This is a genomic window from Streptomyces spinosus (assembly GCF_020400655.1).
Classification (GTDB): Bacteria; Actinomycetota; Actinomycetes; order Streptomycetales; family Streptomycetaceae; genus Streptomyces; species Streptomyces argyrophylli.
In genome coordinates this window covers 352359-374656 of the sequence record NZ_JAINRC010000005.1, presented here as the reverse complement: position 1 = coordinate 374656, position 22298 = coordinate 352359, and the positions used below count along the sequence as shown (strand labels likewise).

General features: G+C 72.6%; 22 protein-coding genes. 12 read left to right on the top strand and 10 right to left on the bottom strand.

Going from position 1 to position 22298, the window contains the following annotated elements; translation table 11 throughout:
* Nucleotides 1-49 precede the first annotated feature (49 nt).
* The 5 genes from LG395_RS12900 to LG395_RS12880 form a co-directional block, all read right to left on the bottom strand.
* On the bottom strand, nt 50-700 hold the full coding sequence (locus LG395_RS12900; protein ID WP_225809432.1) for a TetR/AcrR family transcriptional regulator: 651 nt from the start codon (nt 698-700) through the stop codon (nt 50-52).
* Complete coding sequence (locus LG395_RS12895; RefSeq protein WP_171152736.1) at nt 697-1377, bottom strand: DUF4166 domain-containing protein; 681 nt, start codon at nt 1375-1377, stop codon at nt 697-699. The genes LG395_RS12900 and LG395_RS12895 overlap by 4 nt, the downstream gene beginning before the upstream one ends.
* On the bottom strand, nt 1374-2126 hold the full coding sequence (locus LG395_RS12890; RefSeq protein ID WP_225809431.1) for a hypothetical protein: 753 nt from the start codon (nt 2124-2126) through the stop codon (nt 1374-1376). Before LG395_RS12890 ends, LG395_RS12895 begins: the two co-directional genes overlap by 4 nt.
* Nucleotides 2127-2267: 141 nt before the next feature.
* Entirely contained in the window at nt 2268-2561 is a 294-nt protein-coding gene (locus LG395_RS12885; RefSeq protein ID WP_171152740.1) for an MTH1187 family thiamine-binding protein, read from the bottom strand.
* Nucleotides 2558-2902: a DUF3817 domain-containing protein gene (locus tag LG395_RS12880; protein ID WP_225809430.1), complete on the bottom strand. Its 345-nt coding sequence runs from the start codon at nt 2900-2902 to the stop codon at nt 2558-2560. The genes LG395_RS12885 and LG395_RS12880 overlap by 4 nt, the downstream gene beginning before the upstream one ends.
* 153 nt (nt 2903-3055) lie before the next feature.
* On the opposite strand from LG395_RS12880, the gene LG395_RS12875 reads away from it, so the two are divergent.
* The 4 genes from LG395_RS12875 (at nt 3056) to LG395_RS12860 (ending at nt 5715) form a co-directional block, all read left to right on the top strand.
* The gene (locus LG395_RS12875; protein WP_225809461.1) at nt 3056-3688 is read left to right on the top strand and encodes an AIM24 family protein; all 633 of its coding nucleotides are present in this window, start codon (nt 3056-3058) and stop codon (nt 3686-3688) included.
* A 1-nt stretch (nt 3689) separates the two neighbouring features.
* Nucleotides 3690-4340: an AIM24 family protein gene (locus tag LG395_RS12870; protein WP_171152743.1), complete on the top strand. Its 651-nt coding sequence runs from the start codon at nt 3690-3692 to the stop codon at nt 4338-4340.
* The gene (locus LG395_RS12865) at nt 4337-5146 is read left to right on the top strand and encodes an AIM24 family protein (protein ID WP_171152745.1); all 810 of its coding nucleotides are present in this window, start codon (nt 4337-4339) and stop codon (nt 5144-5146) included. Before LG395_RS12870 ends, LG395_RS12865 begins: the two co-directional genes overlap by 4 nt.
* Before the next feature lie 92 nt (nt 5147-5238).
* Nucleotides 5239-5715 (top strand): MarR family winged helix-turn-helix transcriptional regulator, encoded by a 477-nt coding sequence (locus LG395_RS12860; RefSeq protein ID WP_171152747.1) that lies wholly within the window; start codon nt 5239-5241, stop codon nt 5713-5715.
* A 48-nt stretch (nt 5716-5763) separates the two neighbouring features.
* Here the strand turns inward: LG395_RS12860 and LG395_RS12855 are convergent, their stop codons facing one another.
* The 3 genes from LG395_RS12855 to LG395_RS12845 all read right to left on the bottom strand — a co-directional run bounded on the left by LG395_RS12855 (nt 5764) and on the right by LG395_RS12845 (nt 9633).
* Nucleotides 5764-7041: an MFS transporter gene (locus LG395_RS12855; RefSeq protein WP_225809429.1), complete on the bottom strand. Its 1278-nt coding sequence runs from the start codon at nt 7039-7041 to the stop codon at nt 5764-5766.
* 363 nt (nt 7042-7404) lie between these two features.
* Complete coding sequence (gene meaB, locus LG395_RS12850; RefSeq protein ID WP_171152750.1) at nt 7405-8361, bottom strand: methylmalonyl Co-A mutase-associated GTPase MeaB; 957 nt, start codon at nt 8359-8361, stop codon at nt 7405-7407.
* 63 nt (nt 8362-8424) lie between these two features.
* Complete coding sequence (locus LG395_RS12845) at nt 8425-9633, bottom strand: acetyl-CoA C-acetyltransferase (protein WP_225809428.1); 1209 nt, start codon at nt 9631-9633, stop codon at nt 8425-8427.
* 149 nt (nt 9634-9782) lie between these two features.
* Here LG395_RS12845 and mce point away from each other — a divergent pair, with 149 nt between their 5' ends.
* The 7 genes from mce (at nt 9783) to LG395_RS12810 (ending at nt 20023) form a co-directional block, all read left to right on the top strand.
* Nucleotides 9783-10223: a methylmalonyl-CoA epimerase gene (mce, locus tag LG395_RS12840; RefSeq protein WP_171152753.1), complete on the top strand. Its 441-nt coding sequence runs from the start codon at nt 9783-9785 to the stop codon at nt 10221-10223.
* Between the two features lie 206 nt (nt 10224-10429).
* The gene (gene scy, locus LG395_RS12835) at nt 10430-14530 is read left to right on the top strand and encodes a polarized growth protein Scy (protein ID WP_225809427.1); all 4101 of its coding nucleotides are present in this window, start codon (nt 10430-10432) and stop codon (nt 14528-14530) included.
* Between the two features lie 187 nt (nt 14531-14717).
* Nucleotides 14718-15653 carry a coiled-coil domain-containing protein gene (locus LG395_RS12830; RefSeq protein WP_171152757.1) on the top strand — a complete coding sequence of 312 codons (936 nt, stop codon included), beginning with the start codon at nt 14718-14720 and terminating at the stop codon, nt 15651-15653.
* A gap of 274 nt (nt 15654-15927) precedes the next feature.
* Nucleotides 15928-16881, top strand: coding sequence for an ABC transporter ATP-binding protein (locus LG395_RS12825; protein WP_225809426.1), 954 nt, complete (start codon nt 15928-15930; stop codon nt 16879-16881).
* A gap of 4 nt (nt 16882-16885) precedes the next feature.
* Nucleotides 16886-17659 carry an ABC transporter permease gene (locus LG395_RS12820; RefSeq protein ID WP_225809425.1) on the top strand — a complete coding sequence of 258 codons (774 nt, stop codon included), beginning with the start codon at nt 16886-16888 and terminating at the stop codon, nt 17657-17659.
* 130 nt (nt 17660-17789) lie between these two features.
* Nucleotides 17790-19142 (top strand): ABC transporter ATP-binding protein, encoded by a 1353-nt coding sequence (locus tag LG395_RS12815; protein ID WP_225809424.1) that lies wholly within the window; start codon nt 17790-17792, stop codon nt 19140-19142.
* A complete protein-coding gene (locus LG395_RS12810) occupies nt 19139-20023 on the top strand; it encodes an ABC transporter permease (protein WP_171152765.1) in 885 nt (294 codons plus the stop codon). Before LG395_RS12815 ends, LG395_RS12810 begins: the two co-directional genes overlap by 4 nt.
* A 57-nt stretch (nt 20024-20080) precedes the next feature.
* Here LG395_RS12810 and LG395_RS12805 read toward each other — a convergent pair whose 3' ends face one another.
* Nucleotides 20081-20413 (bottom strand): Rv1322 family protein, encoded by a 333-nt coding sequence (locus tag LG395_RS12805; protein ID WP_171152767.1) that lies wholly within the window; start codon nt 20411-20413, stop codon nt 20081-20083.
* Between the two features lie 233 nt (nt 20414-20646).
* Here LG395_RS12805 and LG395_RS12800 point away from each other — a divergent pair, with 233 nt between their 5' ends.
* Nucleotides 20647-21675 (top strand): LLM class flavin-dependent oxidoreductase, encoded by a 1029-nt coding sequence (locus LG395_RS12800; RefSeq protein WP_171152768.1) that lies wholly within the window; start codon nt 20647-20649, stop codon nt 21673-21675.
* 118 nt (nt 21676-21793) lie between these two features.
* On the opposite strand, the gene LG395_RS12795 is transcribed toward LG395_RS12800, so the two are convergent.
* Nucleotides 21794-22186: an SCO5389 family protein gene (locus LG395_RS12795; protein WP_030656147.1), complete on the bottom strand. Its 393-nt coding sequence runs from the start codon at nt 22184-22186 to the stop codon at nt 21794-21796.
* Between the last annotated feature and the right edge of the window lie 112 nt (nt 22187-22298).

The following is a 22298-nucleotide window of genomic DNA, read 5'->3' as shown; positions in this document are numbered from 1 at the left end:
GGCCTCCACGCGCCCGCACCCGCCCGCGCGGCCCCCACCGTCCGGGCCGTCAGCCGCGTCCCCGCCGCCGCAGATGGTGCCGGACGGCCCGCTGGGCGACCGGGCCCAGGGACTCCACCGCGGCCACCAGCGCGCCCAGCTGTTCCAGGGCGTCCAGCGCCGCGTGCGCCCCGGCCTCGTCCACTCCCTCGTACAGTTCGATGCCGACGAACGACGCGGCGACCGCCCGCGCCAGACCCGCCGGGTCGGCGAACTCGCCGAACGGGGTCGTCGCCAGCACGCGGCGGAGCACCTGCTCGATCTCGGTGATCCACAGCCGCAGCCCGTCGGCCGTCGCCGGGCCCAGTGCCGCGTGCGTCGGGGCGCCCGCCAGCAGCTGGCCGAGGAGGGCCACATGGCCGCCGGCCCGCTCGTGCTCATGGATCTCGCGGCCCACGGCGAGGAGCTCGGAGAGCGAGTCCACCGCGGCGAGGCGCTCGCGGTACCGGGCCACGGCCTTCTCCGCGCCGTACCGGCAGGCCGCGGCGAGCAGTTCGTCCACCGATCCGAAGTGGTAGAAGACAAGTGCCTGGTTGACCCCGGCCGCCGCCGCCACCGTGCGGGCCGACGTCTTGGCGATGCCCTGCTCGGTGAGCGTGCGCAGCGCGCCCTCGAGCAGCTTCGCCTTGGTCTCCTGCGCCTTCGCGGTCTCCGGGCTCACGCGCGCGCCTCCTCCCGCACCGGGCGCAGTCCGGGCCGTACGCCACGGGCGCGGACGTCGGTGTACGACGCCGTGAAGGAGCCCTCGTAGCCGAAGAGCGGGCCGAACCAGCGGTTCACCACGCGGACGCGGACGTGGAAGCGGCCGGCGGTCTCGTCGTACGACTCGCGCACCTCGGCCGTGGCGCCGACGAGTTCGGGGACGCGGACGTCCACCGGGCCCTCCCGGAACCGGTGGGCGCCGGAGCGGATGAGCAGGGAGCCGTCGGGCTCGGCGTGGAAGTGCAGGTCGGTCGCGAGGTGCTGGTGGGTGCCGAGGTAGTCGAGGACACGGTCGCCCCGCGGGCCGAGCACCATCTGGGCGTCGAAGCGGCGGGCGCGGCCGGGCAGGTGGAAGGTGCGCACGAAGCTCACCGTCTCACGCCCGAAGGTGTCCCGGTACGGCACGTTCTCGATCACGAAGGGGACGTTCCGGCCGGCCCTCGGCACCAGGATGTTCCGGGTGGCGCCCAGGGCGAGGAACGGTTTCACGAAGGCCGGTCCGTGCCAGATCCGGTCCATCACGCCCCGGCCGGTGCAGGCCTCGCCGCCGGCCAGGCCCACCGAGAAGCGGCGCCGCAGGGCGGGGTGGAGGCGCTGGAACTCCGGCCCCATGGCGGCCTGGAAGATCGAGGTCATCCGTGCTTCTCCAGGGTGCGCAGGAGCCGGGGCGCGCGGGTCCGGGTGGCGGGGGCGCGCAGGCAGCGGCGGGCGGCCGGGGTGCCGGCGAGCGGCGCCTTGAACAGTGCCAGACAGACGCCGAGGAGGAGCAGGAGCGGGCAGAGGAAGGCCAGCGAGTCGGCGAGGGGGCCGGCCGGGCCGGGCAGCGAGCCCCGTCCCAGTCCGGTCAGGCACAGGGCGAGGAGGAGCGTCCGGACCGTCAGTTCCGCCAGCCAGCGGTACAGCGCCCGCTCGGGGGTGATGCCCCGCTCCAGCCAGAGCCTGAGCCGGTCGAAGGACCAGGCGGTGGCCCAGCCCATGAGCGGACGGAACAGCAGGCGGTCGGCGAGGGCGCCGGGGGTTCCCCAGCGGGGGCGGTAGTCGTAGCCGGTGAGGAAGCGCACGCCGTGGGCGTCGGGGACGTAGCGCCAGTAGCCGCTGCCCTCGGTGATCGGGGAGAGCGGGTGGGGTGAGGAGAAGCGCAGGGCGGAGGTGCGGGTGCCGTCGGGGCGTTCCCTCTCGCCGGCGGCCACGCCGGTGCCGGAGACGGTGAGGAACGGCAGCACGCGCGTGGCGTACCGGAAGCGCTGCGGTCCGCCCTCCGCGCGCGGGAGGTACTCGATCTCGGTGAAGCGCAGGTCCCAGCGTTGGTGGCAGGCGGGGTCCTGGGTGCGGGCCCACAGTTCGTCGAGGTCGGCGCGGATGTGCGTCTCTCTGTAGAGACCCATGTGTTCCCCCACGTGAGCACGGAGTTTGAGCGACCGCTCAAATCATCTGGCGCCGAACGTACACCCTTTTGAGCGACCGCTCAAAGAGGGGGTACGACAAAACCCCGGCCCTGGGGACCGGGGTTCCGACGACGGGTACGGCTACCGGGCGAGGTGCCGTTCGACGGTCTCCACCTTGGACGTGAGGCCGTCGGTCACTCCGGGGCGGATGTCGGCCTTGAGCACGAGCGAGACGCGCGGGGCACGCGCCTCGACGGCGGCCACGGCCCGCTTCACGACGTCCATGACCTCGTCCCACTCGCCCTCGACCGAGGTGAACATGGCGTCGGTGCGGTTGGGCAGGCCCGACTCGCGGACCACGCGCACGGCGTCGGCGACATACTCCCCCACGTCCTCACCGACGCCGAGGGGCGTCACGGAGAAGGCGACGATCATGCGTTCACGACCCCTTCCTTGCGGGCACGGGCGGCGATGACGGCGTCCTCGGCCTCGCGGCGCAGCTTGCGCTCGGCGAAGAAGCCTCCGGTCGGCAGCACCGAGAGGACGAAGTAGAGGGCCGCCGTCCTCAGCGGCCACTTGGCGCGGTTCCAGGCGTCCGCCCAGAAGATCACGTAGAGGATGAAGAGGACGCCGTGGACCGCGCCCATCACGGGGACCGCGTTGAAGTCCGTGGTCCGCTTCAGCACCGAGCAGAGCAGCAGGATCAGGAAGGACACGGCCTCCGGGGCCGAGACCAGCCGGAGACGGCGGAGGGCGGTGGCTGTCTTGATGTCCACGGGTCACCTTCGGTGGGAGAGTCGTTTGTGAACGCACGCACAAGCGTTCCCCCATTGTGGCAAACCGCGCCCGTAGGGGTCCGCTCAGGGTGGGTCTCCACCCATGGGCCCTGTTCCGTCCACCCGCCCGGCCGCTACTTTCACAACGTGGCGATGTTCCGGCTCCAGGGGAGCAAGGTCCTCGCTGTCGACATGACCGGGGACGCCGTGAAGGCGAAGAACGGCTCGATGGTCGCGTACGACGGGCAGATGACCTTCAAGAAGCTGAGCGGTGGCGGCGAGGGGCTGCGCGGGATGGTGACCCGGCGGCTCACCGGTGAGCAGATGACGGTGATGGAGGTGAAGGGGCACGGGACCTGCTGGTTCGCGGACCGCGCGTCGGAGATCAACCTGGTGAGCCTCCAAGGCGACAAGCTCTACGTCGAGGCGGGCAACCTGCTGGCCACGGACGCGGGGCTCAGAACGGGCACGACGTTCACGGGGCTGCGCGGGGCCTCACAGGGCAACGGCCTGTTCACGACGACCGTGGAGGGCCACGGCCAGGCGGCGATCGTCTCGGACGGGCCGGCGGTCGTGCTCCGGGTCGGTCCGCAGTACCCGCTGATCGTCGACCCGGGCGCCTACGTGGCCCACCAGGGCAACGTCCGGCAGAGCTTCCAGTCCGGTGTGACGTTCCGCACGCTCCTCGGGGAGGGCGGCGGCGAGGCCTTCCAGATCCGCTTCGAGGGCGACGGACTGGTGTACGTGCAGCCGAGCGAGCGGAACACGATCGCGGGGGACCTGTGAGATGACCTTCCGGGAGATCAACTCGAAGATGGTCGAGGCGACGGTGGCCCCGGGGCAGCGGCTGTTCAGCCAGCGCGGCGCGATGCTCGCCTACAAGGGGGACGTGTCCTTCACGCCCAACGTCCAGGGCGGACAGGGCGGGCTGATGTCCATGATCGGGCGCCGGGTGGCCGGCGAGGCGACCCCGCTGATGACCGTGGAGGGCAGCGGCACGGTGTTCTTCGGGCACGGCGGCCACCACGTCCATGTGATCACCCTCGCCGGCGACACGCTCTACGTCGAGGCCGACCGGCTGCTCGCCTTCGAGGGCACGCTGCGGCAGGGGACGATGTTCATGGGCTCGCAGGGCGGGGTCATGGGCATGGTGCGCGGGCAGGTCACCGGCCAGGGCCTGTTCACGACGACCCTCCAGGGACAGGGCTCGGTGGCCGTGATGGCGCACGGCGGAGTCTTCGAGATCCCGGTCACCCCGCAGCGCCCGGTCCACGTCGACCCCCAGGCCTACGTCGCCCACCACGGCGACGTCCGCAACAAGCTGTCCACCGCGCTCGGCTGGCGCGACATGGTGGGCCGGGGCTCCGGCGAGGCCTTCCAGCTGGAACTGAGCGGCAACGGCACGGTGTACGTCCAGGCGTCGGAGGAGAAGCTGTGAGCACCTACGCGAGCCCCGGCGCCGGGCCGGCCGTGCACGACCCCATGACGCTGCCCGCCGACGACAACGTGAACAAGTACACCTTCTGCGTGGAGCTCAAGGGCGGGCAGTGGTTCCTGCAGAAGGGGAAGATGATCGCCTACTACGGGACGATCGAGTTCAACGGCATCGGGCACGGCCGACTCGACCGACTTGTCCGTACGTCCTTCCATTCGCCACTGCACGCGAGCGACTGGGTCGTGGCCGGGGGCTCCGGCAAGATGCTGCTGGCCGACCGGGCCTTCGACGTCAACTCCTACGACCTGGACGACGGGAACTTGACCATTCGCGCGGGCAACCTGCTCGCTTTTCAGCCAAGTCTCGCGCTCAAGCAGTCGATCGTGCCGGGTTTTCTGACCCTTATCGGAACCGGAAAGTTCGTCGCCGCATCTAACGGGCCGGTGGTGTTCATGGAACCTCCGATCCGGGTCGACCCCCAGGCGCTTGTCGGGTGGGCCGACTGCCCGTCCCCGTGCCATCACTACGACCACGGATACATGACGGGTGTACTGGGCGGTCTACGTGCGATGACGGGCCTCGGCGGGGTATCCGGGGAGGAGCACCAGTTCGAGTTCGTGGGCGCCGGGACGGTTCTGCTGCAGTCGACGGAGACCCTTATGGCCGAGGGGGCCACGGGGGTTGTTCCTCCCGAACCGGGGGTGCCGGGCGGTGGCGGAACGGGGCCGGGCGGACACGGTCCGCAATCGTCGGGCACACCGCGCCTTCCCGGACAGCTGGGGGACCTCCAGCGTCGCTTCGGGCTGTGAGCGGTAGTCTGCGGAGTGTGACGTCGAACGCGTGCGCACTGTCACACCACCCGAAGTAGTTCGCCATTCAACTTCTTAGGTAGACTTCATTCATGGAGACCGAGACGGCCACGCGCTGGCTGACCGATGCGGAGCAGTGCGCTTGGCGCACCCACCTGGAGGTCAACAGGCTGTTGACGTACCAGCTCGAGAAGGATCTCCAGCCGTTCGGCCTGACAATGAACGACTACGAGATCCTGGTGAACCTGTCCGAGTCGGAAGACGTGCGGATGCGGATGAGCGACCTCGCCTCCGCGACGATGCAGTCCAAGAGCCGGCTCTCGCACCAGATCACCCGCATGGAGAACGCGAACCTGGTGCGCCGGGAGAACTGTGACACGGACCGGCGGGGACTGTTCGCCGTGCTCACCGATCACGGCATGGAGACGATGAAGAAGGTCGCGCCGCACCACGTCGCGTCGGTGCGGCGCCACTTCATCGACCTGCTGTCACCGGACACGCTGATGGAACTCGACAAGGCGCTGAAGCCCATCGCCGAGCATCTGCGGGGGCAGCGGGGGCGTCTGTGATCCGGGCCGGCCGGCCCGGATCACGGTAGCCCGGCGGGGGGGACGCGCTCACCGGCGCAGGCCGGGCGCCGCGCCCGCCCGTACCGCTCCCGCGACACGGCCGGCCGCGGCCGCGGCGGCCAGCAGTGCGGTTCCGCCCGCCAGGGTGAAGCACACGGGCAGCGGCAGTCGGCCGATCACCAGCCCTGCCGCCATCGCCCCGCCCGAGCTTCCCGCGTTCACCGCCATGTTCACCCACGCCCCGGCCTGCGTACGGGCGCCCTCCTGGGCCGATTCGTCGGCCAGCAGGTAGGCCGTCGTCAGGACCGGGGCGATGAACGCTCCCGCGCAGGCCATGGCCGCCGTGAGGGTCCACAGGTCGGGCGCCAGGCCCGCCGCCGCGAGCACCAGACCGAGGGCCGCCGCGAACCGGCACAGGCGGGTCCGGGCGCTCGTGCGCCACCGCACCACCCCGTTGGCCAGACCGCCCAGCGCGCTGCCCGCCGAGAGCGCGCCCAGGACCCAGGGGACCAGGGCGGGATCGTAGGAACGCTCCGTGGCGAAGGCCAGCACCAGCAGTTCCACGGCACTGAGCGCCAGTCCCGCACCCAGGGCGACCACGACCGGGGGCAGCACGCCCCGGACCAGGGCGGTCCGTGACCGCCCGGACCGCGCGCCGGTGGCCTCTTCCCCAGCGACCCGTGCCCCGGTGGCCTCCTCCTTCGCCGGGGACGGGCGCCGGGCGGTCATCGCCGGGGAGGTGACGAAGGCGCACGTGCCCCCGACGTTCAGGGCCGCGCTGAGGAGGATTCCCGCTGCCGGCGGGGCGAAGCCGCCGAGCACGGCGATCAGGGCGGGGCCGGAGACGTAGAGCAGTTCCTCCGCGACGCCGTCCAGACTGTAGGCGCGCCGCAGCAGGTCCCGGTCCGTCACCAGGTCGGACCACAGGGCGCGCATGGTCGGGCCGAGCGGGGGCGCGCAGCCGCCCGCGAGGGCGGCGGTGAGGGCGATCGCGACGGCCGGCGCGCCGGGACGCCAGGTCAGGACGGCCAGGACGCCCAGCAGAGCGCCGTACAGCGCGGACATGGGCGGCAGGACCCGGCGCGGGCCGTGGCGGTCGATCAGGGAGGCGCGCAGGGGCATCAGGAAGACCGTCGTGGCGCCGAAGAGGGAGAGAACGGTGCCGGAGACCGCGTAGGACCCGGTGGCGTGGGTGACGGACAGCAGGACCGCCAGCGAGACCGTGCCGTAGGACAGGCGGGCTGTCAGGGCCGCGGTGAAGGTGCGGCGCGCATGCGGGACGCGCAGGACGGCGGCGTACGAGGGCCGCGAAAGGGGCGTGGACACGCGAGGTTCCTCTGGGAGAGGCGGAAGAGGGGACACCGAAGGGCGCGAAGGCCGTCTGTCCGGCCCCGCGATCCCGGGTGCGCTCTACGCCAAGGAGAGGAACATGCGGGTCAAGGTAGCAGCGCGATCACCGCCCCGGCGACCCTTGGCCCCGCCCGGGTTCACGGCCCGGAGGGCGCGACCCCACGGCACGGGTGCGGTGCGCCGCGCCCACCGGCGACGGTCCGCTCGCCGCCTCGGCCAACGGCCCGCCCGGCCCGTCCCCGGCACCGTAAGACGTGCTCACGGCGCCCGGCCCATCCCTGTGCGGGCGACGTCGGCGGTAACCCCGTCCGCCCGTGACTCGCCGATCCCGCGGTGCGGTCAGCTTTCCGTCAGGCCCGCGACCAGTTCGTCCGCCGCGCGGTACGGGTCCAGTTCGCCGGTGACGATGCGTTCGGCGAGGGCGCCGAGGCGGCGGTCGCCGTGCAGGTCGCCGATGCGTTCGCGCAGGGCCGTCACCGCGATGGTCTCCACCTCGCGGGCCGCGCGGGCCGTGCGCCGCTCCGTGAGGATCCCGCGCTCCTCCATCCAGGCCCGGTGCTTCTCCAGGGCCTCCACGACCTCGTCGACGCCCTCCGCGCGGGCCGCGACCGTCTTCACGATCGGCGGGCGCCAGTCGCCGGGACCCCGGGCCTCGCCCAGGCCCAGCATGTGGTTCAGTTCGCGGGCGGTGGCGTCGGCGCCGTCCCGGTCGGCCTTGTTGACGACGTACACGTCGCCGATCTCCAGGATCCCGGCCTTCGCCGCCTGGATGCCGTCGCCCATGCCGGGGGCCAGCAGGACCACGCTGGTGTCCGCCTGGGAGGCGATCTCCACCTCCGACTGGCCCACACCGACCGTCTCGACCAGGATCACGTCGCAGCCGGCCGCGTCCAGCACCCGGATGGCCTGGGGGGCCGCCCAGGCCAGACCGCCGAGGTGACCGCGGGTCGCCATGGAGCGGATGTAGACGCCGGGGTCGGAGGCGTGCTCCGACATCCGGACCCGGTCGCCGAGCAGGGCGCCGCCGGAGAACGGCGACGAGGGGTCGACGGCCAGGACGCCGACCCGCCTGCCCTGCTTGCGGTAGGCGGTGACGAGCGCGGAGGTGGAGGTGGACTTGCCGACGCCCGGCGAGCCCGTCAGGCCGACCACGTACGCGTTGCCCGTCAGCGGGGCCAGTGCCGCCATGACCTCCCTCAGCTGCGGGGACGCCCCCTCCACGAGGGAGATCAGCCGGGCCACGGCCCGCGGCCGGCCGTCCCTGGCCTGGGCCACCAGAGAGGAGACGTCCTGCATCACAGCTCCGTTCAGTTCACCACGTACCGGACACCGGCGTACCGGAAACAGACTTTCGGGGCCTCAGGCCTTCGGTACCCGCACGATCAGCGCGTCACCCTGGCCACCGCCGCCGCACAGCGCCGCCGCGCCGACGCCGCCGCCGCGCCGCTTGAGCTCCAGGGCCAAGTGGAGCACGAGCCGGGCGCCGGACATGCCGATCGGGTGACCCAGGGCGATCGCGCCGCCGTTGACGTTCACCTTTTCCGTGGAAACGCCGAGGTCCTTCATTGACTGCACGGCGACGGCGGCGAAGGCCTCGTTGATCTCGATGAGGTCCAGGTCGGAGACCTCCAGGCCCTCCTTCTTCAGGGCGTGCAGGATGGCGTTCGACGGCTGGGACTGCAGCGAGTTGTCCGGGCCGGCCACGTTGCCGTGCGCGCCGATCTCGGCGAGCCAGGTCAGGCCCAGTTCCTCCGCCTTCGCCTTGCTCATCACGACCACGGCCGCCGCGCCGTCCGAGATCTGCGAGGAGGAGCCGGCGGTGATCGTGCCGTCCTTGGCGAAGGCCGGGCGCAGCTTGGCCAGGGACTCGACGGTGGTGTCGCCGCGGATGCCCTCGTCCTTGCTGAACAGCACGGGCTCGCCCTTGCGCTGCGGGATCTCCACGGGGGTGATCTCGGCCTCGAACAGGCCGTTCTTCTGCGCGGCGGCGGCCCGCTGGTGGGACAGGGCGGCGATCGCGTCCTGCTCGGGGCGCTTGATGCCGAGGCGGGTGTTGTGCCTCTCCGTGGACTCGCCCATCGGGACGTTCTCCCACGGGTCGGTCAGGCCGTCGTAGGCCATCGCGTCGAGCATCTGTACCGCGCCGTACTTGTACCCTTCGCGGGACTTGGGCAGCAGGTGCGGGGCGTTGGTCATGGACTCCTGGCCGCCCGCCACGACGATGTCGAATTCACCCGCTCGGATCAGCTGGTCGGCGAGGGCGATGGCGTCGAGGCCGGAGAGGCACACCTTGTTGACGGTGAGCGCCGGGACGTTCATCGGGATGCCGGCCTTGACGGCGGCCTGGCGGGCCGGGATCTGGCCGGCGCCGGCCTGCAGGACCTGGCCCATGATGACGTACTGCACCTGGTCGCCGCCGATCCCCGCACGGTCGAGGGCGGCCTTGATCGCGAAGCCGCCCAGGTCGGCTCCGGAGAAGGACTTCAGCGAGCCCAGCAGCCGCCCCATGGGCGTCCGGGCGCCCGCGACGATCACCGAGCTGGTCGTTCCAGAAGATCCAGAAGACATGAGGTGCGATCCCCTTCCAGCTGCGCACAGCCGAGGAGTGAACGAGGGTTTACTTCGAATGTACTGAGCGGTTGGACACGGCGTCATCGGCCCGTCGGTGTGATCGCGCGCACGTTGCGTAACCACCCGGTGCGCGCTGCACTGAATCCATGCTGACGCGAATCGACCACATCGGGATCGCCTGCCACGACCTCGACGCGACCGTCGAGTTCTACCGGGCCACGTACGGCTTCGAGGTGTTCCACACCGAGGTCAACGAGGAGCAGGGCGTGCGGGAGGCCATGCTCAGGATCAACGGGACCTCGGACGGCGGAGCCTCCTACCTCCAGCTGCTGGAACCGACCCGCGAGGACTCGGCGGTCGGCAAGTGGCTCGCGAAGAACGGGGAGGGCGTCCACCACATCGCCTTCGGCACGGCGGACGTCGACGGGGACGCCGCGGACATCCGCGGCAAGGGCGTCCGGGTGCTGTACGACGAGCCACGACGCGGCTCCATGGGATCGCGGATCACCTTCCTGCACCCCAAGGATTGCCATGGCGTTCTGACAGAACTGGTCACTTCGGCCCCTGTTGAGTCACCTGAGCACTGACCCCCGTACATAAGGGCCGGTAGGGTTGGGGGCGGTCGTCCCCGAAACGGGGACGACCGCATGCCGGGGTCCGGGTTTCGGGGGACGAGCGTCGGGGCAGCAGCCCGTGCTCCGCCGTCTGTCTGACACCATTCCCCGGGGGCCCCGTTCGGCGGATGGACGGAGCTCGTTGCAGAAGCTGACCAGGGGACGGATGGGACCGCGCAGTGCGGGGCTACGAGAGCCAGGAGCGAGAGCCGGCGGCTGACGTCGACCACCTCTCTCGGTTCGAGGCCGAGATGAAGCGGCTGAGGACCGAGCGCGAGAAGGCGATCCAGCACGCCGAGGACCTCGGCTACCAGGTCGAGGTGCTGCGCGCCAAGCTGCACGAGGCGCGGCGCACCCTGATGACCCGGCCCGCCTACGACGCGGGTGACATCGGGTACCAGGCCGAACAGTTGCTCCGCAACGCCCAGATGCAGGCCGAGCAGCTGCGCCAGGACGCCGAGCGGGAGCTGAGCCAGGCCCGTGCGCAGACCCAGCGCATCCTCCAGGAGCACGCCGAGCAGGCCGCGCGGCTCCAGGCCGAGCTGCACCAGGAGGCGGTGACCCGGCGCCAGCAGCTCGACCAGGAGCTGGCCGAGCGCAGGGCCACCGTCGAGTCGCACGTCAACGAGAACGTGGCCTGGGCCGAGCAGCTGCGCGCCCGCACCGAGCAGCAGGCCCGGCGGCTGCTGGAGGAGTCCCGCGCGGAGGCCGAGCAGGCGATGGCCGCCGCCCGCGCGGAGGCCGAACGGCTGACCCGTCAGGCCCGGGAGCGGCTGCAGAGCGAGGCCGAGTCGGCGCGCGCGGAGGCCGAGCAGATCCTGCGCCGCGCCCGCGCGGACGCCGAGCGGCTGCTGAACGCGGCCTCCACGCAGGCGCAGGAGGCCACCGAGCACGCCGAGCAGCTGCGCACGGCCACGGTCACCGAGTCGGACGCGGCCCGTCGGCAGGCCGCCGAGCTGAGCCGGGCCGCCGAGGAGCGGATGACGGCGGCCGAGGAGGCGCTGCGCAAGGCGCAGGCCGAGGCCGAGAAGGTGGTCACGGAGGCGAAGGAGGCCGCCGCCAAGGCCCTCGCCACCGCGGAGGCCGCCAACGAGACGCGGACGCGCACCGCCAAGGAGCAGGTCGCCCGGCTGGTCGAGGAGGCCACCAAGGAGGCCGAGCACACCAAGTCCGAGGCCGAGCAGCTGGTCGCGGACGCCCGCGCCGAGGCCGAGAAGATCGTCGCCGAGGCCGCCGAGAAGGCCCGCTCGATCACCGCCGAGGAGACGGCCACCCAGCTGTCCAAGGCGGCCAAGACCGCCGAGGACGTCCTCAACAAGGCGTCCGAGGACGCCCAGAAGACCACCAGGGCCGCCGCCGAGGAGGCCGAGCGGATCCGCTCGGAGGCCGAGACCGAGGCGGACCGGCTGCGCGCCGAGGCGCACGACATCGCCGAGCAGCTCAAGGGCGCGGCGAAGGACGACACCAAGGAGTACCGCGCCAAGACGGTCGAGCTGCAGGAGGAGGCCCGCCGGCTGCGCGGCGAGGCCGAACAGCTGCGCGCCGACGCGGTCGCCGAGGGCGAGTCGATCCGCGCCGAGGCCCGCCGGGAGGCGGTGGCGCAGATCGAGGAGGCGGCCAGGTCCGCCGAGGAGCTGCTGGCCAAGGCCAAGGCGGACGCCGACGAGCTGCGGCAGACCGCGACCGCCGACAGCGAGAAGGTCCGCACCGAGGCCATCGAGCGGGCCACCGGCCTGCGCCGGCAGGCCGAGGAGACCCTGGAGCGCACCCGCAAGGAGGCCGAACGGCTGCGCGCCGAGGCCGCCGAGCAGGCCGAGACGGTCCGGTCGGACGCCGAGAAGGCCGCGCGGGAGCTGCGCGAGGAGACCGAGAAGGCCGTCGAGTCCCGTCGGGCCGAGGCCGCCGAGGAGCTGAGCCGGCTCCAGACCGAGGCGCAGGAGCGGCTGGCGTCGGCCGAGCAGGCACTGACGGACGCCCGCGCCGAGGCGGCCCGGATCCGCCGGGAGGCCGCCGAGGAGACCGAGCGGCTGCGCGCGGAGGCCGCCGAGCGGATCCGTACGCTCCGGCAGCAGGCCGAGGCCGAGGCCGAGCGGCTGCGGGACGAGGCCGCGTCCGACGCGTCCGCCTCCCGCGCCGAGGGCGAGGCCATCGCCGTACGGCTGCGGTCCGAGGCGGCCGCCGAGGCCGAGCGGCTGAAGGCGGAGGCGCAGGACACCGCCGACCGGGTGCGCGCGGAGGCGCAGGCCGCCGCCGAGCGCCTCGGCACCGAGGCGTCCGAGACGCTGGCCGCCGCGCAGGAGGAGGCCGCCCGGCGCCGCCGCGAGGCCGAGGAGCTCCTCGGCGCCGCCCGCGAGGAGGCCGACCAGGAGCGGCAGCGGGCCCGCGAGCAGAGCGAGGAACTGCTGGCCTCCGCGCGCAAGCGCGTGGAGGAGGCGCAGGCCGAGGCCACCCGGCTGGTGGAGGAGGCCGACCGGCGCGCCACGGAGATGGTCGGCGCCGCCGAGCAGCACGCGCAGCAGGTGCGGGACTCCGTCGCCGGGCTGCACGAGCAGGCGCAGGAGGAGATCGCCGGGCTGCGTTCGGCCGCCGAGCACGCGGCGGACCGTACCCGCCGGGAGGCCGAGGAGGAGGCGGACCGGGTCCGCGCCGACGCCTACGCCGAGCGGGAGCGGGCGAGCGAGGACGCCTCCCGGATCCGGCGCGAGGCGAACGAGGAGTCGGAGGCCGCGAAGGCGCTGGCCGAGCGGACGATGGCGGAGGCCGTCGCGGAGGCCGAGCGGCTGCGCGCGGACGCGGGCGAGTACGCCCAGCGGGTGCGCACCGAGGCGTCGGACGCGCTGGCCGAGGCCGACCAGGCGGCGGCCCGCACCCGGGCGGACGCCCGCGAGGACGCCAACCGCATCCGCTCCGACGCGGCCACCCAGGCCGACACCCTCATCACCGAGGCCCGCAACGAGGCCGAACGCCTCCAGACCGAGACGCTCGCCGAGGCCGAACGGCTCCAGACGGAGACGGCGGCGGAGGCCGAGCGCGTCCGCACGGAGGCGGCTCAGACGCTCACCGAGGCCACCGAGGCGGCGACCCGCACCCGGGCCGACGCCCGCGAGGACGCCAACCGCATCCGCTCCGACGCGGCCACCCAGGCCGACACCCTCATCACCGAGGCCCGCAACGAGGCCGAACGCCTCCAGACCGAGACGCTCGCGGAGGCCGAGCGGGTGCGCGCGGAGGCGCTGAGCGAGGCGGACCGGGTCCGTGCCGAGGCGGTCGCGAGCGCCGAGCGGCTGCTCGGGGAGGCGACCGACGAGGCCGAGCGGCTGCGGGCCGAGGCGGCCGAGACCGTCGGTTCGGCGCAGGCGCACGCGGAGCGGCTGCGGACGGAGGCCGAGCGGACGAAGTCGCAGGCGCGGGCGGAGGCCGAACGGCTCGTCGGCTCCGCGCGCCAGGAGGCCGAGCGGACCCTGGACGAGGCCCGAAAGGAGGCCAACAAGCGGCGTTCGGAGGCGGCGGAGCAGGTCGACACGCTCATCACGGAGACGACGGCCGAGGCCGACAAGCTGCTCACCGAGGCGCAGCAGCAGGCGCTGAAGACCACGGCGGACGCCGAGTCGCAGGCCGACACGATGGTCGGCGCGGCCCGCAGCGAGGCCGACCGGATCGTCTCCGAGGCCACCATCGAGGGCAACTCCCTGGTGGAGAAGGCCCGGACGGACGCGGACGAGCTGCTGGTCGGCGCCCGCCGGGACGCCACCGCGATCCGGCAGCGCGCCGAGGAGCTGCGCGACCGCATCACCGGCGAGATCGAGGAGCTGCACGAGCGGGCCCGGCGCGAGGCCGCCGAGACGATGAAGTCCACCGGCGACCGCTGCGACGCGCTCATCAAGGCCGCCGAGGAGCAGCTGGCGAAGGCCGAGGCCAAGGCCAAGGAGCTGGTGTCGGACGCCAACTCCGAGGCGGGCAAGGTGCGCATCGCCGCGGTCAAGAAGGCGGAGGGGCTCCTGAAGGAGGCCGAGACGAAGAAGGCCCGCCTCGTCAAGGAGGCCGAGGAGCTGAAGGCGGAGGCGATCCGCGAGGCCCGGCGCACGGTCGAGGAGGGCAAGCGGGAGCTGGAGATCCTGGTGCGCCGGCGCGAGGACATCAACGCCGAGATCTCCCGGGTCCAGGACGTGCTGGAGGCGCTGGAGTCCTTCGAGGCCCCGGCGGCCGGCAAGGACGGCGGAGTCAAGGCGGGCGCCACGGTAGGTGCCCCCCGTTCGGGTGGCAAGTCGTCAGAGAGCTAGCGTACGAGGTACGTTCGGGTGTCTTCTGGGGGCTTTGCCCGGCTCCTCGGCAAACCGTCCGACGGTCAGCCACCCAAATGGAGTGCCATTCTCCAGATCAAAACCGTATCTGCACGATGACACACCGCTTCGGCCCCTAGGATTCCCCTTATCACCTCACTCACCGGTCTCATTCGACAGGAACCCCATGAGCGACACTTCCCCCTACGGCTTCGAGCTTGTGCGGCGTGGATACGACCGCGCTCAGGTGGACGAACGTATCTCCAAGCTCGTCTCCGACCGTGACAGCGCTCTCGCCCGCATCACCGCCCTGGAGAAGCGCATCGAGGAGCTCCACCTCGAAACGCAGAACGCCCAGGCCCAGATCACGGACGCCGAGCCGTCGTACGCGGGTCTCGGCGCGCGGGTCGAGAAGATCCTGCGCCTGGCCGAGGAAGAGGCCAAGGAGCTGCGTGAGGAGGCCCGGAGGGCGGCCGAGCAGCACCGCGACCTCGCCGAGTCGGCGGCCCAGCAGGTCCGCAACGACGCCGAGTCGTACGCGGCCGAGCGCAAGGCCAAGGCCGAGGACGAGGGCGTCCGGATCGTCGAGAAGGCCAAGTCCGACGCCGCCCAGCTGCGCACCGAGGCGCAGAAGGACGCGCAGTCCAAGCGCGAGGAGGCGGACGCCCTCTTCGAGGAGACCCGCGCCAAGGCCGCGCAGGCCGCCGCCGACTTCGAGACGAACCTGGCCAAGCGCCGCGAGCAGTCCGAGCGCGACCTGGCCTCGCGTCAGCAGAAGGCCGAGAAGCGCCTCGCCGAGATCGAGCACCGGGCCGAGCAGCTTCGCCTGGAGGCGGAGAAGCTGCGCACCGACGCCGAGCGCCGCGCCCGCCAGACGGTGGAGACCGCCCAGCGCCAGGCCGAGGACATCGTGGCCGACGCCAACGCCAAGGCCGACCGGATCCGTTCGGAATCCGAGCGCGAGCTGGCGGCGCTCACCAACCGCCGCGACAGCATCAACGCCCAGCTGACGAACGTCCGCGAGATGCTCGCCACGCTGACCGGTGCCGCGGTCGCCGCGGCCGGCACGTCGACCGACGACGAGCCGATCTCCCGGGGCGTTCCGGCGCAGCAGTCCCGGTAGGTCCGGGCAGTCGTACGACGCTCAAGGGGCGGTGGGACCTGTTCCCGCCGCCCCTTCGGCATCGCCGGCCACCACGACGCCGTCGTCCTCGCCGGTCCGGTCGCCGCCGGGGGCGCCGCCCGGGCCCCGCGCCACCCCGCGCGTGGTCTCCCGTCCTGGACCACCGTCTCCCCCACCGTGCCCCGCCCCGGCGCCCTCGCGCCGTTCGAGGGGGCTGGAGCATGCCGCGCCCGCTCGGGTGGCAGCCGCCCCGAGCCCGTCTTAGCGTGGCCGCATGATCGAGCTGGAGGGGCTGACGAAGCGGTACGGCGCGAAGGTGGCGGTCGACCACCTCACCTTCGCCGTCCGGCCGGGCATCGTGACGGGGTTCCTCGGGCCCAACGGGGCCGGGAAGTCCACGACCATACGGATGATCCTCGGGCTCGACCGCCCCACCGCCGGCGATGTCCGGATCGACGGCACGCACTACGACCGGCTCAGGGACCCGCTGACGTACATCGGCGCGCTGCTGGACGCCAAGGCCGTGCACGGCGGCCGGAGCGCCTGGAACCACCTGCTGTGCCTCGCGCAGAGCAACGGCATCCCGGAGCGCCGGGTGGCGGAGGTCCTGGAGACCGTGGGGCTGACCGCGGTGGCCCGCAAGAAGGCCAAGGGGTTCTCGTACGGCATGGGGCAGCGGCTCGGGATCGCCGCCGCACTGCTCGGGGACCCGCGCATCCTGATGTTCGACGAACCGGTCAACGGCCTGGACCCGGAGGGCATCCACTGGATCCGGAACCTGATGAAGTCGCTGGCCGCGGAGGGCCGGACGGTGTTCGTCTCCAGTCATCTGATGAGCGAGATGGCGCTGACGGCCGATCACCTGGTGGTGATCGGACAGGGTCGGCTGCTCGCGGACACCTCCATGGCCGACTTCATCCGGACCAACTCGCGGTCGTACGTGCGGGTCCGCTCCCCCCAGCGCGAGCGGCTGCTCGACGTGCTGCACCAGGCCGGGATCACCGTCGTGGAGGCGGACGGCGGGGCGCTGGAGGTGGCGGGCGGCAAGGCGGAGCAGATCGGTGAGCTGGCCGCGCGCTACGGGCTCGTGCTGCACGAGCTGAGCCCGCGGCAGGCCTCGCTGGAGGAGGCGTTCATGCAGCTGACGGCGGAAGCGGTGGAGTACCACGCGCAGGCCGGTCCCGCTCCGACCCCGCAGGACTGGGGCGCCGGCTGGAAGGGGGTCTGAGACCATGGCGGCCGTTCAGGTCATCCGGTCCGAGTGGACCAAGATCCGGTCGGTGGCGTCCACCGTGTGGACACTGTCGCTGGCCGTGGTGGTCACCGTCGCCCTCGGGACGCTCATCTGCGCGCTGTCCAGCCGGCAGTTCGCGAACATGCCCGCGCGGGAGCGGTTCTCCTTCGACCCGACGGCGGTCAGTTTCGCGGGCATGACCCTGGGCCAGCTCGCGATGATCGTGTTCGGGGTGCTGGTGGTCTCCACGGAGTACAGCACCGGCATGATCCGGGCCTCGCTGGCGGCCGTGCCCCGGCGCGGCACCTTCCTGTTCTGCAAGGTCGCGGTGGCCGCCGCGCTCGCGCTCGCCGTCGGCATGGTGACGAGCTTCGCCGCGTTCTTCCTCGGCCAGGCCGTGCTGGGCTCGCACCGGGCCGCGATCGATGATCCCGGTGTGCTGCGCGCGGTCTTCGGCGGCGGGCTGTACATGACCCTGATCGCGATGTTCTCCATGGGCGTCGCCACGATGCTGCGCTCGCCGATGCTGTCCCTCGGCATCCTGATGCCGTTCTTCTTCCTGATCTCCAACATCCTCGGCAACGTCGACGCGACCAAGAAGGTCGGCCGCTTCCTGCCCGACCAGGCCGGCAGCCGGATCATGCGGGTGGTGCCGCGCGTGGCCGACGACACGCCCTACGGCCCCTGGGGCGGGCTCGGGATCATGGCGCTGTGGGTGGTCGCCGCGCTGGCGGGCGGCTACCTCCTCCTCAGGCGCCGGGACGCCCAGTAGGCGGCGCGGTCACACGGCGTCGCCTCCGGCTTTACTTTCTTTTGGGCGGAACCGTCAGCGCCTCGATATCCTCCTAACCCTTACGGGGGCGTGTGCCCCGCTGTCCTGAACCTTTCGATGGGTGCGGAGCATGATCGAGGCTGTCGGCCTGACCAAGCGCTACGGCGACAAGACCGCCGTGTACAACCTTTCCTTCCGGGTGCGGCCAGGAGCCGTGACCGGCTTCCTCGGGCCCAACGGCTCGGGCAAGTCCACGACGATGCGGATGATCCTGGGGCTGGACAACCCCACCTCCGGGGCCGTCACCATCGGCGGCTACCCGTACCGCAAGCTGCCCAACGCCCCCCGGCAGGTCGGCGCGCTGCTCGACGCCAAGGCCGTGCACGGCGGCCGGAGCGCCCGCAACCACCTGCTGAGCCTCGCCCAGCTGTCCGGCATCCCGGCCCGGCGCGTGGACGAGGTGCTCGGCGTGGTCGGCCTCCAGGACGTGGCCAGAAAGCGTTCCAAGGGCTTCTCGCTCGGCATGGGCCAGCGCCTCGGCATCGCCGCCGCGCTGCTCGGCGACCCGCAGGTGTTGCTCTTCGACGAGCCGGTCAACGGCCTCGACCCCGAGGGCATCCTCTGGGTCCGCAACCTGATGAAGGCCCTCGCCGCCGAGGGCCGTACGGTCTTCGTCTCCTCCCACCTGATGAGCGAGATGGCGCTGACCGCCGACCACCTCATCGTCATCGGGCGCGGGCAGCTGCTCGCCGACATGAGCGTCACGGACTTCATCTCGGCCAACTCCGCCGACTTCGCGCGCGTGCGCACGCCGGACACCGAGCCGCAGCTGCGCGAGAAGCTGTCCTCCGCGCTCACCGAGGCGGGCGGCCACGTGCTGCCGGAGCAGGACGGAGCGCTCCGGGTCACCGGACTGCCGCTGCCCCGGATCAGCGACCTCGCGCACGAGTCGGGCGTCCGGCTGTGGGAGCTGTCCCCGCACCAGGCCTCGCTGGAGGAGGCGTACATGCGGATGACGCAGGGCGCCGTGGACTACCGCTCCACCATCGACCAGAAGGCGGGACTGCAGCAGCCGCTGCCGCCCGGCGTCCAGCCGCCCGTGCCGGTACCGGGCCAGGGCCAGCCCGGCTGGTACGCCCCGCCGCCGCCCCAGCAGGGCGGCCAGCCCTTCGGGATGCCTCCGGCGGGCCCGTACGGGGGCGCCCCGGCGGCCGGGTACGGCGCACCGGGCACGGCCGCGGGCACGGCGCCCGGTGGCCCGGCGGGAGCGGCCAACCCGTACGCGCAGCCCGGCGCCCCGGCACAGGCGCCGGCACCGGTTCAGCCGGCCGGGCAGGCGCCGCAGGCTCCCGCCGCCGGGGAGGCGCCGCAGAGCCCGCCGCCCGCCCTGGTCAAGGCGGCTCCCCCGGCCCCCGCCACGAGCCCGGCCGCCGACGCGGCCCCCGCCCCCGCCGACCCGACCCAGCCCGAGGACGCCCGATGAGCACCCACCAGCCCCCCATGCCGCAGGCCCCGGCCGCCGCGCCTGACTGGCAGGCGGCGCCCGGCGGGCCGTACCCCGGCTACACCTCGCCCATCCCGGTCGTGCGCACCCACCTCGGGCACGCGCTGGCCTCCGAGTGGACGAAGATCAGGTCGGTGCGCTCCACGATGTGGACGCTCGGCGTCTTCGTGCTGCTCGTCGTCGGCATCGGCCTGCTGACCGGCGCGCTGGTCGAGGCCAACTCCGACTCCACCAGCCTGTCCGGCGAGAACCCGCTGTCGTTCGGCTTCTTCGGCCTGCTCCTCGGCAGCATCTGCGTCATCACCCTCGGTGTGCTGACCACGGCGTCGGAGTACGGCACCGGCATGATCCGGACGACGATGACCGCGTGCCCCAGCCGGGGCCGGGTGCTCGCCGCCAAGTCGATCGTGTTCTTCGCCGTCGCCTTCGCCGTCACCCTGGTCACGTCCGGCTTCGTGGCCATGGTCCACGCGTCCCTGCTGGGGGACACCGGCGCCCGCACCCCGAGCGGCGGCGACTGGTTGAAGGCCACCGTCGGCGTCAGCCTCTACATGGCGCTGCTCGGCCTGCTCTCGCTGCTCATCGGCTCGGTCATCCGGCACTCGGCGGGCGCCATCACCATCATGATCGGCGTGGTGCTCGCGCCGCTGGTGCTCGCGCTGTTCATGGTGGCGGAGTCGCTGGACAAGGTGCGCGAGTGGCTCTTCGAGTACTCGATCCCGAACCAGCTGAGCGTGTTCTACACCAACTCCCTGACCGAGTCCGGCCCGTCCGGCTGGGACCCGCTGTGGATCATGCTCGTCCTGACGGCGGCGGTGTACGCGGGCGCGTACGCGCTGCTCCAGAACCGGGACGTGTAAGAACCGGGACGTGCAAGAGCCGGGGCTGGTGAGAGCCGGGCCGGGTGGACGTACGGCTCAGAACCTCGGCGCGTTACGGGACCGCTGCACCCGCGAGGTGCGGCGGTCCTTCGCGTTCCAGCAGGCCTTGTGCCAGTGCCGGCGGTCGTCGACGCCCGCGTACTCCGGCCAGGCCACCACGTGCGGGACGCCGGAGGGGATCAGCTGGTCGCAGCCCGGGCAGCGGTAGGTCTTCCCCTGCGCGCCGGCCCCGGCGACGTGGCGCACGCTCCACTCCTCGCCCTGCCAGCTCTCCGTGGACTGCCAGCCGCCGTACCGGCCGGCGGGGTCGTCCTCGGCGCTCCGGCCCGACGATCCGGCTGCCTTCGGTCGGTTGCGACGCGGGGACACGGGACACCTCTCGGGGCTGTACGGGAAGCTCGGCTCCGTCCAGCCTACGCGCCGCCGGGGCGGGTAGGCGTGGAGTAGGGGCAGGGAACCAACCCGTACAAGTCCCCCTCCCGTGCGACCCATTCTGCAGACAATCCGTAAATCCCTCCGGCCAGGCCGTGTCCTGGGCACGTGTCAGACGGTTATGCCGGGTGGGGGAGCTCCGGGTCGGAGCCAAGGAAGCAGGAAATGCGATGCACGTAGGAAGTTTTGTGCTGGCGGCCCAGTTCCCGGGCCAGGGTCCGGGGGAGGCCCTGCACCGGGCCGTCCGCTCGGCGGAGGTCGCCGAGCAGTCCGGGCTGGACGCGGTCTGGCTCGCCGAGCACCACTTCGTGCCGTACGGCACATGCCCGTCCGCGGTCACCCTGGCCGCGCTGCTGCTCGGCCGCACCCGCCGCATCCGGGTCGGCACGGCCGTCAGCGTACTGCCCACGGCCCACCCGGTCGCCCTCGGCGAGCAGGCCGCCCTGCTGCACCTGACCAGTGGCGGGCGGTTCACGCTGGGCGTCGGGCGCGGCGGCCCCTGGGTGGACCTGGAGGTGTTCGGCGCGGGACTGGAGGCGTACGAACACGGGTTCCCGGAGTCACTCGATCTGCTGCTGCGCTGGCTGGGCGAGCCGTCCGTGGCGGCCTCCGGGAAGCGCTACGCCTTCCGCGAGGTGCCGGTCGTCCCCCGCCCGACGGAGGCCCTGACGGACGCGCCGGGCCCCGAGGTCGTCCTCGCCTGCACCTCACCGGCGAGCGTACGGCTGGCCGCCGAGCGCGGGCTGCCGATGCTGCTCGGCATGCACGTCGGGGACGAGGAGAAGGCCGAGATGGTCGCCCTCTGGCGGCGCTGCGCCCGCGCGGCGGGCCGGCCCGCGGAGGAGATCGCGGGCGCCGCCCATGTCTCCGCCGGGGTCTGCCAGCTCGCCGACCGGCGCACGGACGCGGTGGAGACGCTGCTGAAGGCGATGCCCGGGTGGCTGCGGCAGGGCCTGGACGCGCATGTGACGGTGGACGGACGGGCGCGCGCGATGCGCGACCCGTACGCCTACACCGAACTGCTCTGCGGACTGCACCCGGTGGGCACCCCGCGGCTCGCCGCCGACCGGCTCGCGGCGACCTCGGAGCGCACCGGCATCTCCCGTTTCGCCCTCCTGGTGGAGGGCTCGGGCGACCTCGCAGCCACGGAGGAGAACCTACGGCGCCTGGGCGCCGAGGTGCTGCCCCACTTGCGCTGACCGGCCCGCCGCGCGGGGGCCGCCTGGGGGGCTTGCCGCCCTGGGTCTCGATGCACCTCCCCCGCGGGTGGAGCGGCAAGCCGGCGGCTGTCCGTCCGGGCCGTACCGGAACCGCGCGTCAGCAGTCCCGGAGCTCCGGCGACTGGTTGAGCAACTGGCTGCGCACCGACGTGAAGCGGGCCAACGTCTCGTCCACCGAGGCGTCCAGTGGGAACACCGCCACGCGGTGGCAGTTCTGGAAGGCCAGTCGCACACCGAAGTGCCGCTGCAACGCGCCGCGTATCGCGTCACTCGCGAGCGCACGCAGCAGCTGACCGCGTGCCTGCTCGTCCGGCGGGGGCGTCTGGTTGTCGGCGAAGGGGCCGCCGTCCACCTTCAGCTGGGCCACCAGGGAGCTGATCATCTCCCATGCGTAGGGCAGGGAGGTCCGGACGCAGTCGACGAATGCTGCTTCGTCGACCTCGCCTCGCTCGGCCTGTTCGAGTAGGGCCGGTGAGACGTCGAGCGACATGGGTTCTCCTCTCGCACCCCCGAACAGCAGGGGTTGCCGGACAGATAAGGGAGTTCGCGATTTCGAACACGCTCGGTACAGGGGCCGCAACCTCCCGTACCTACGGTAGGCA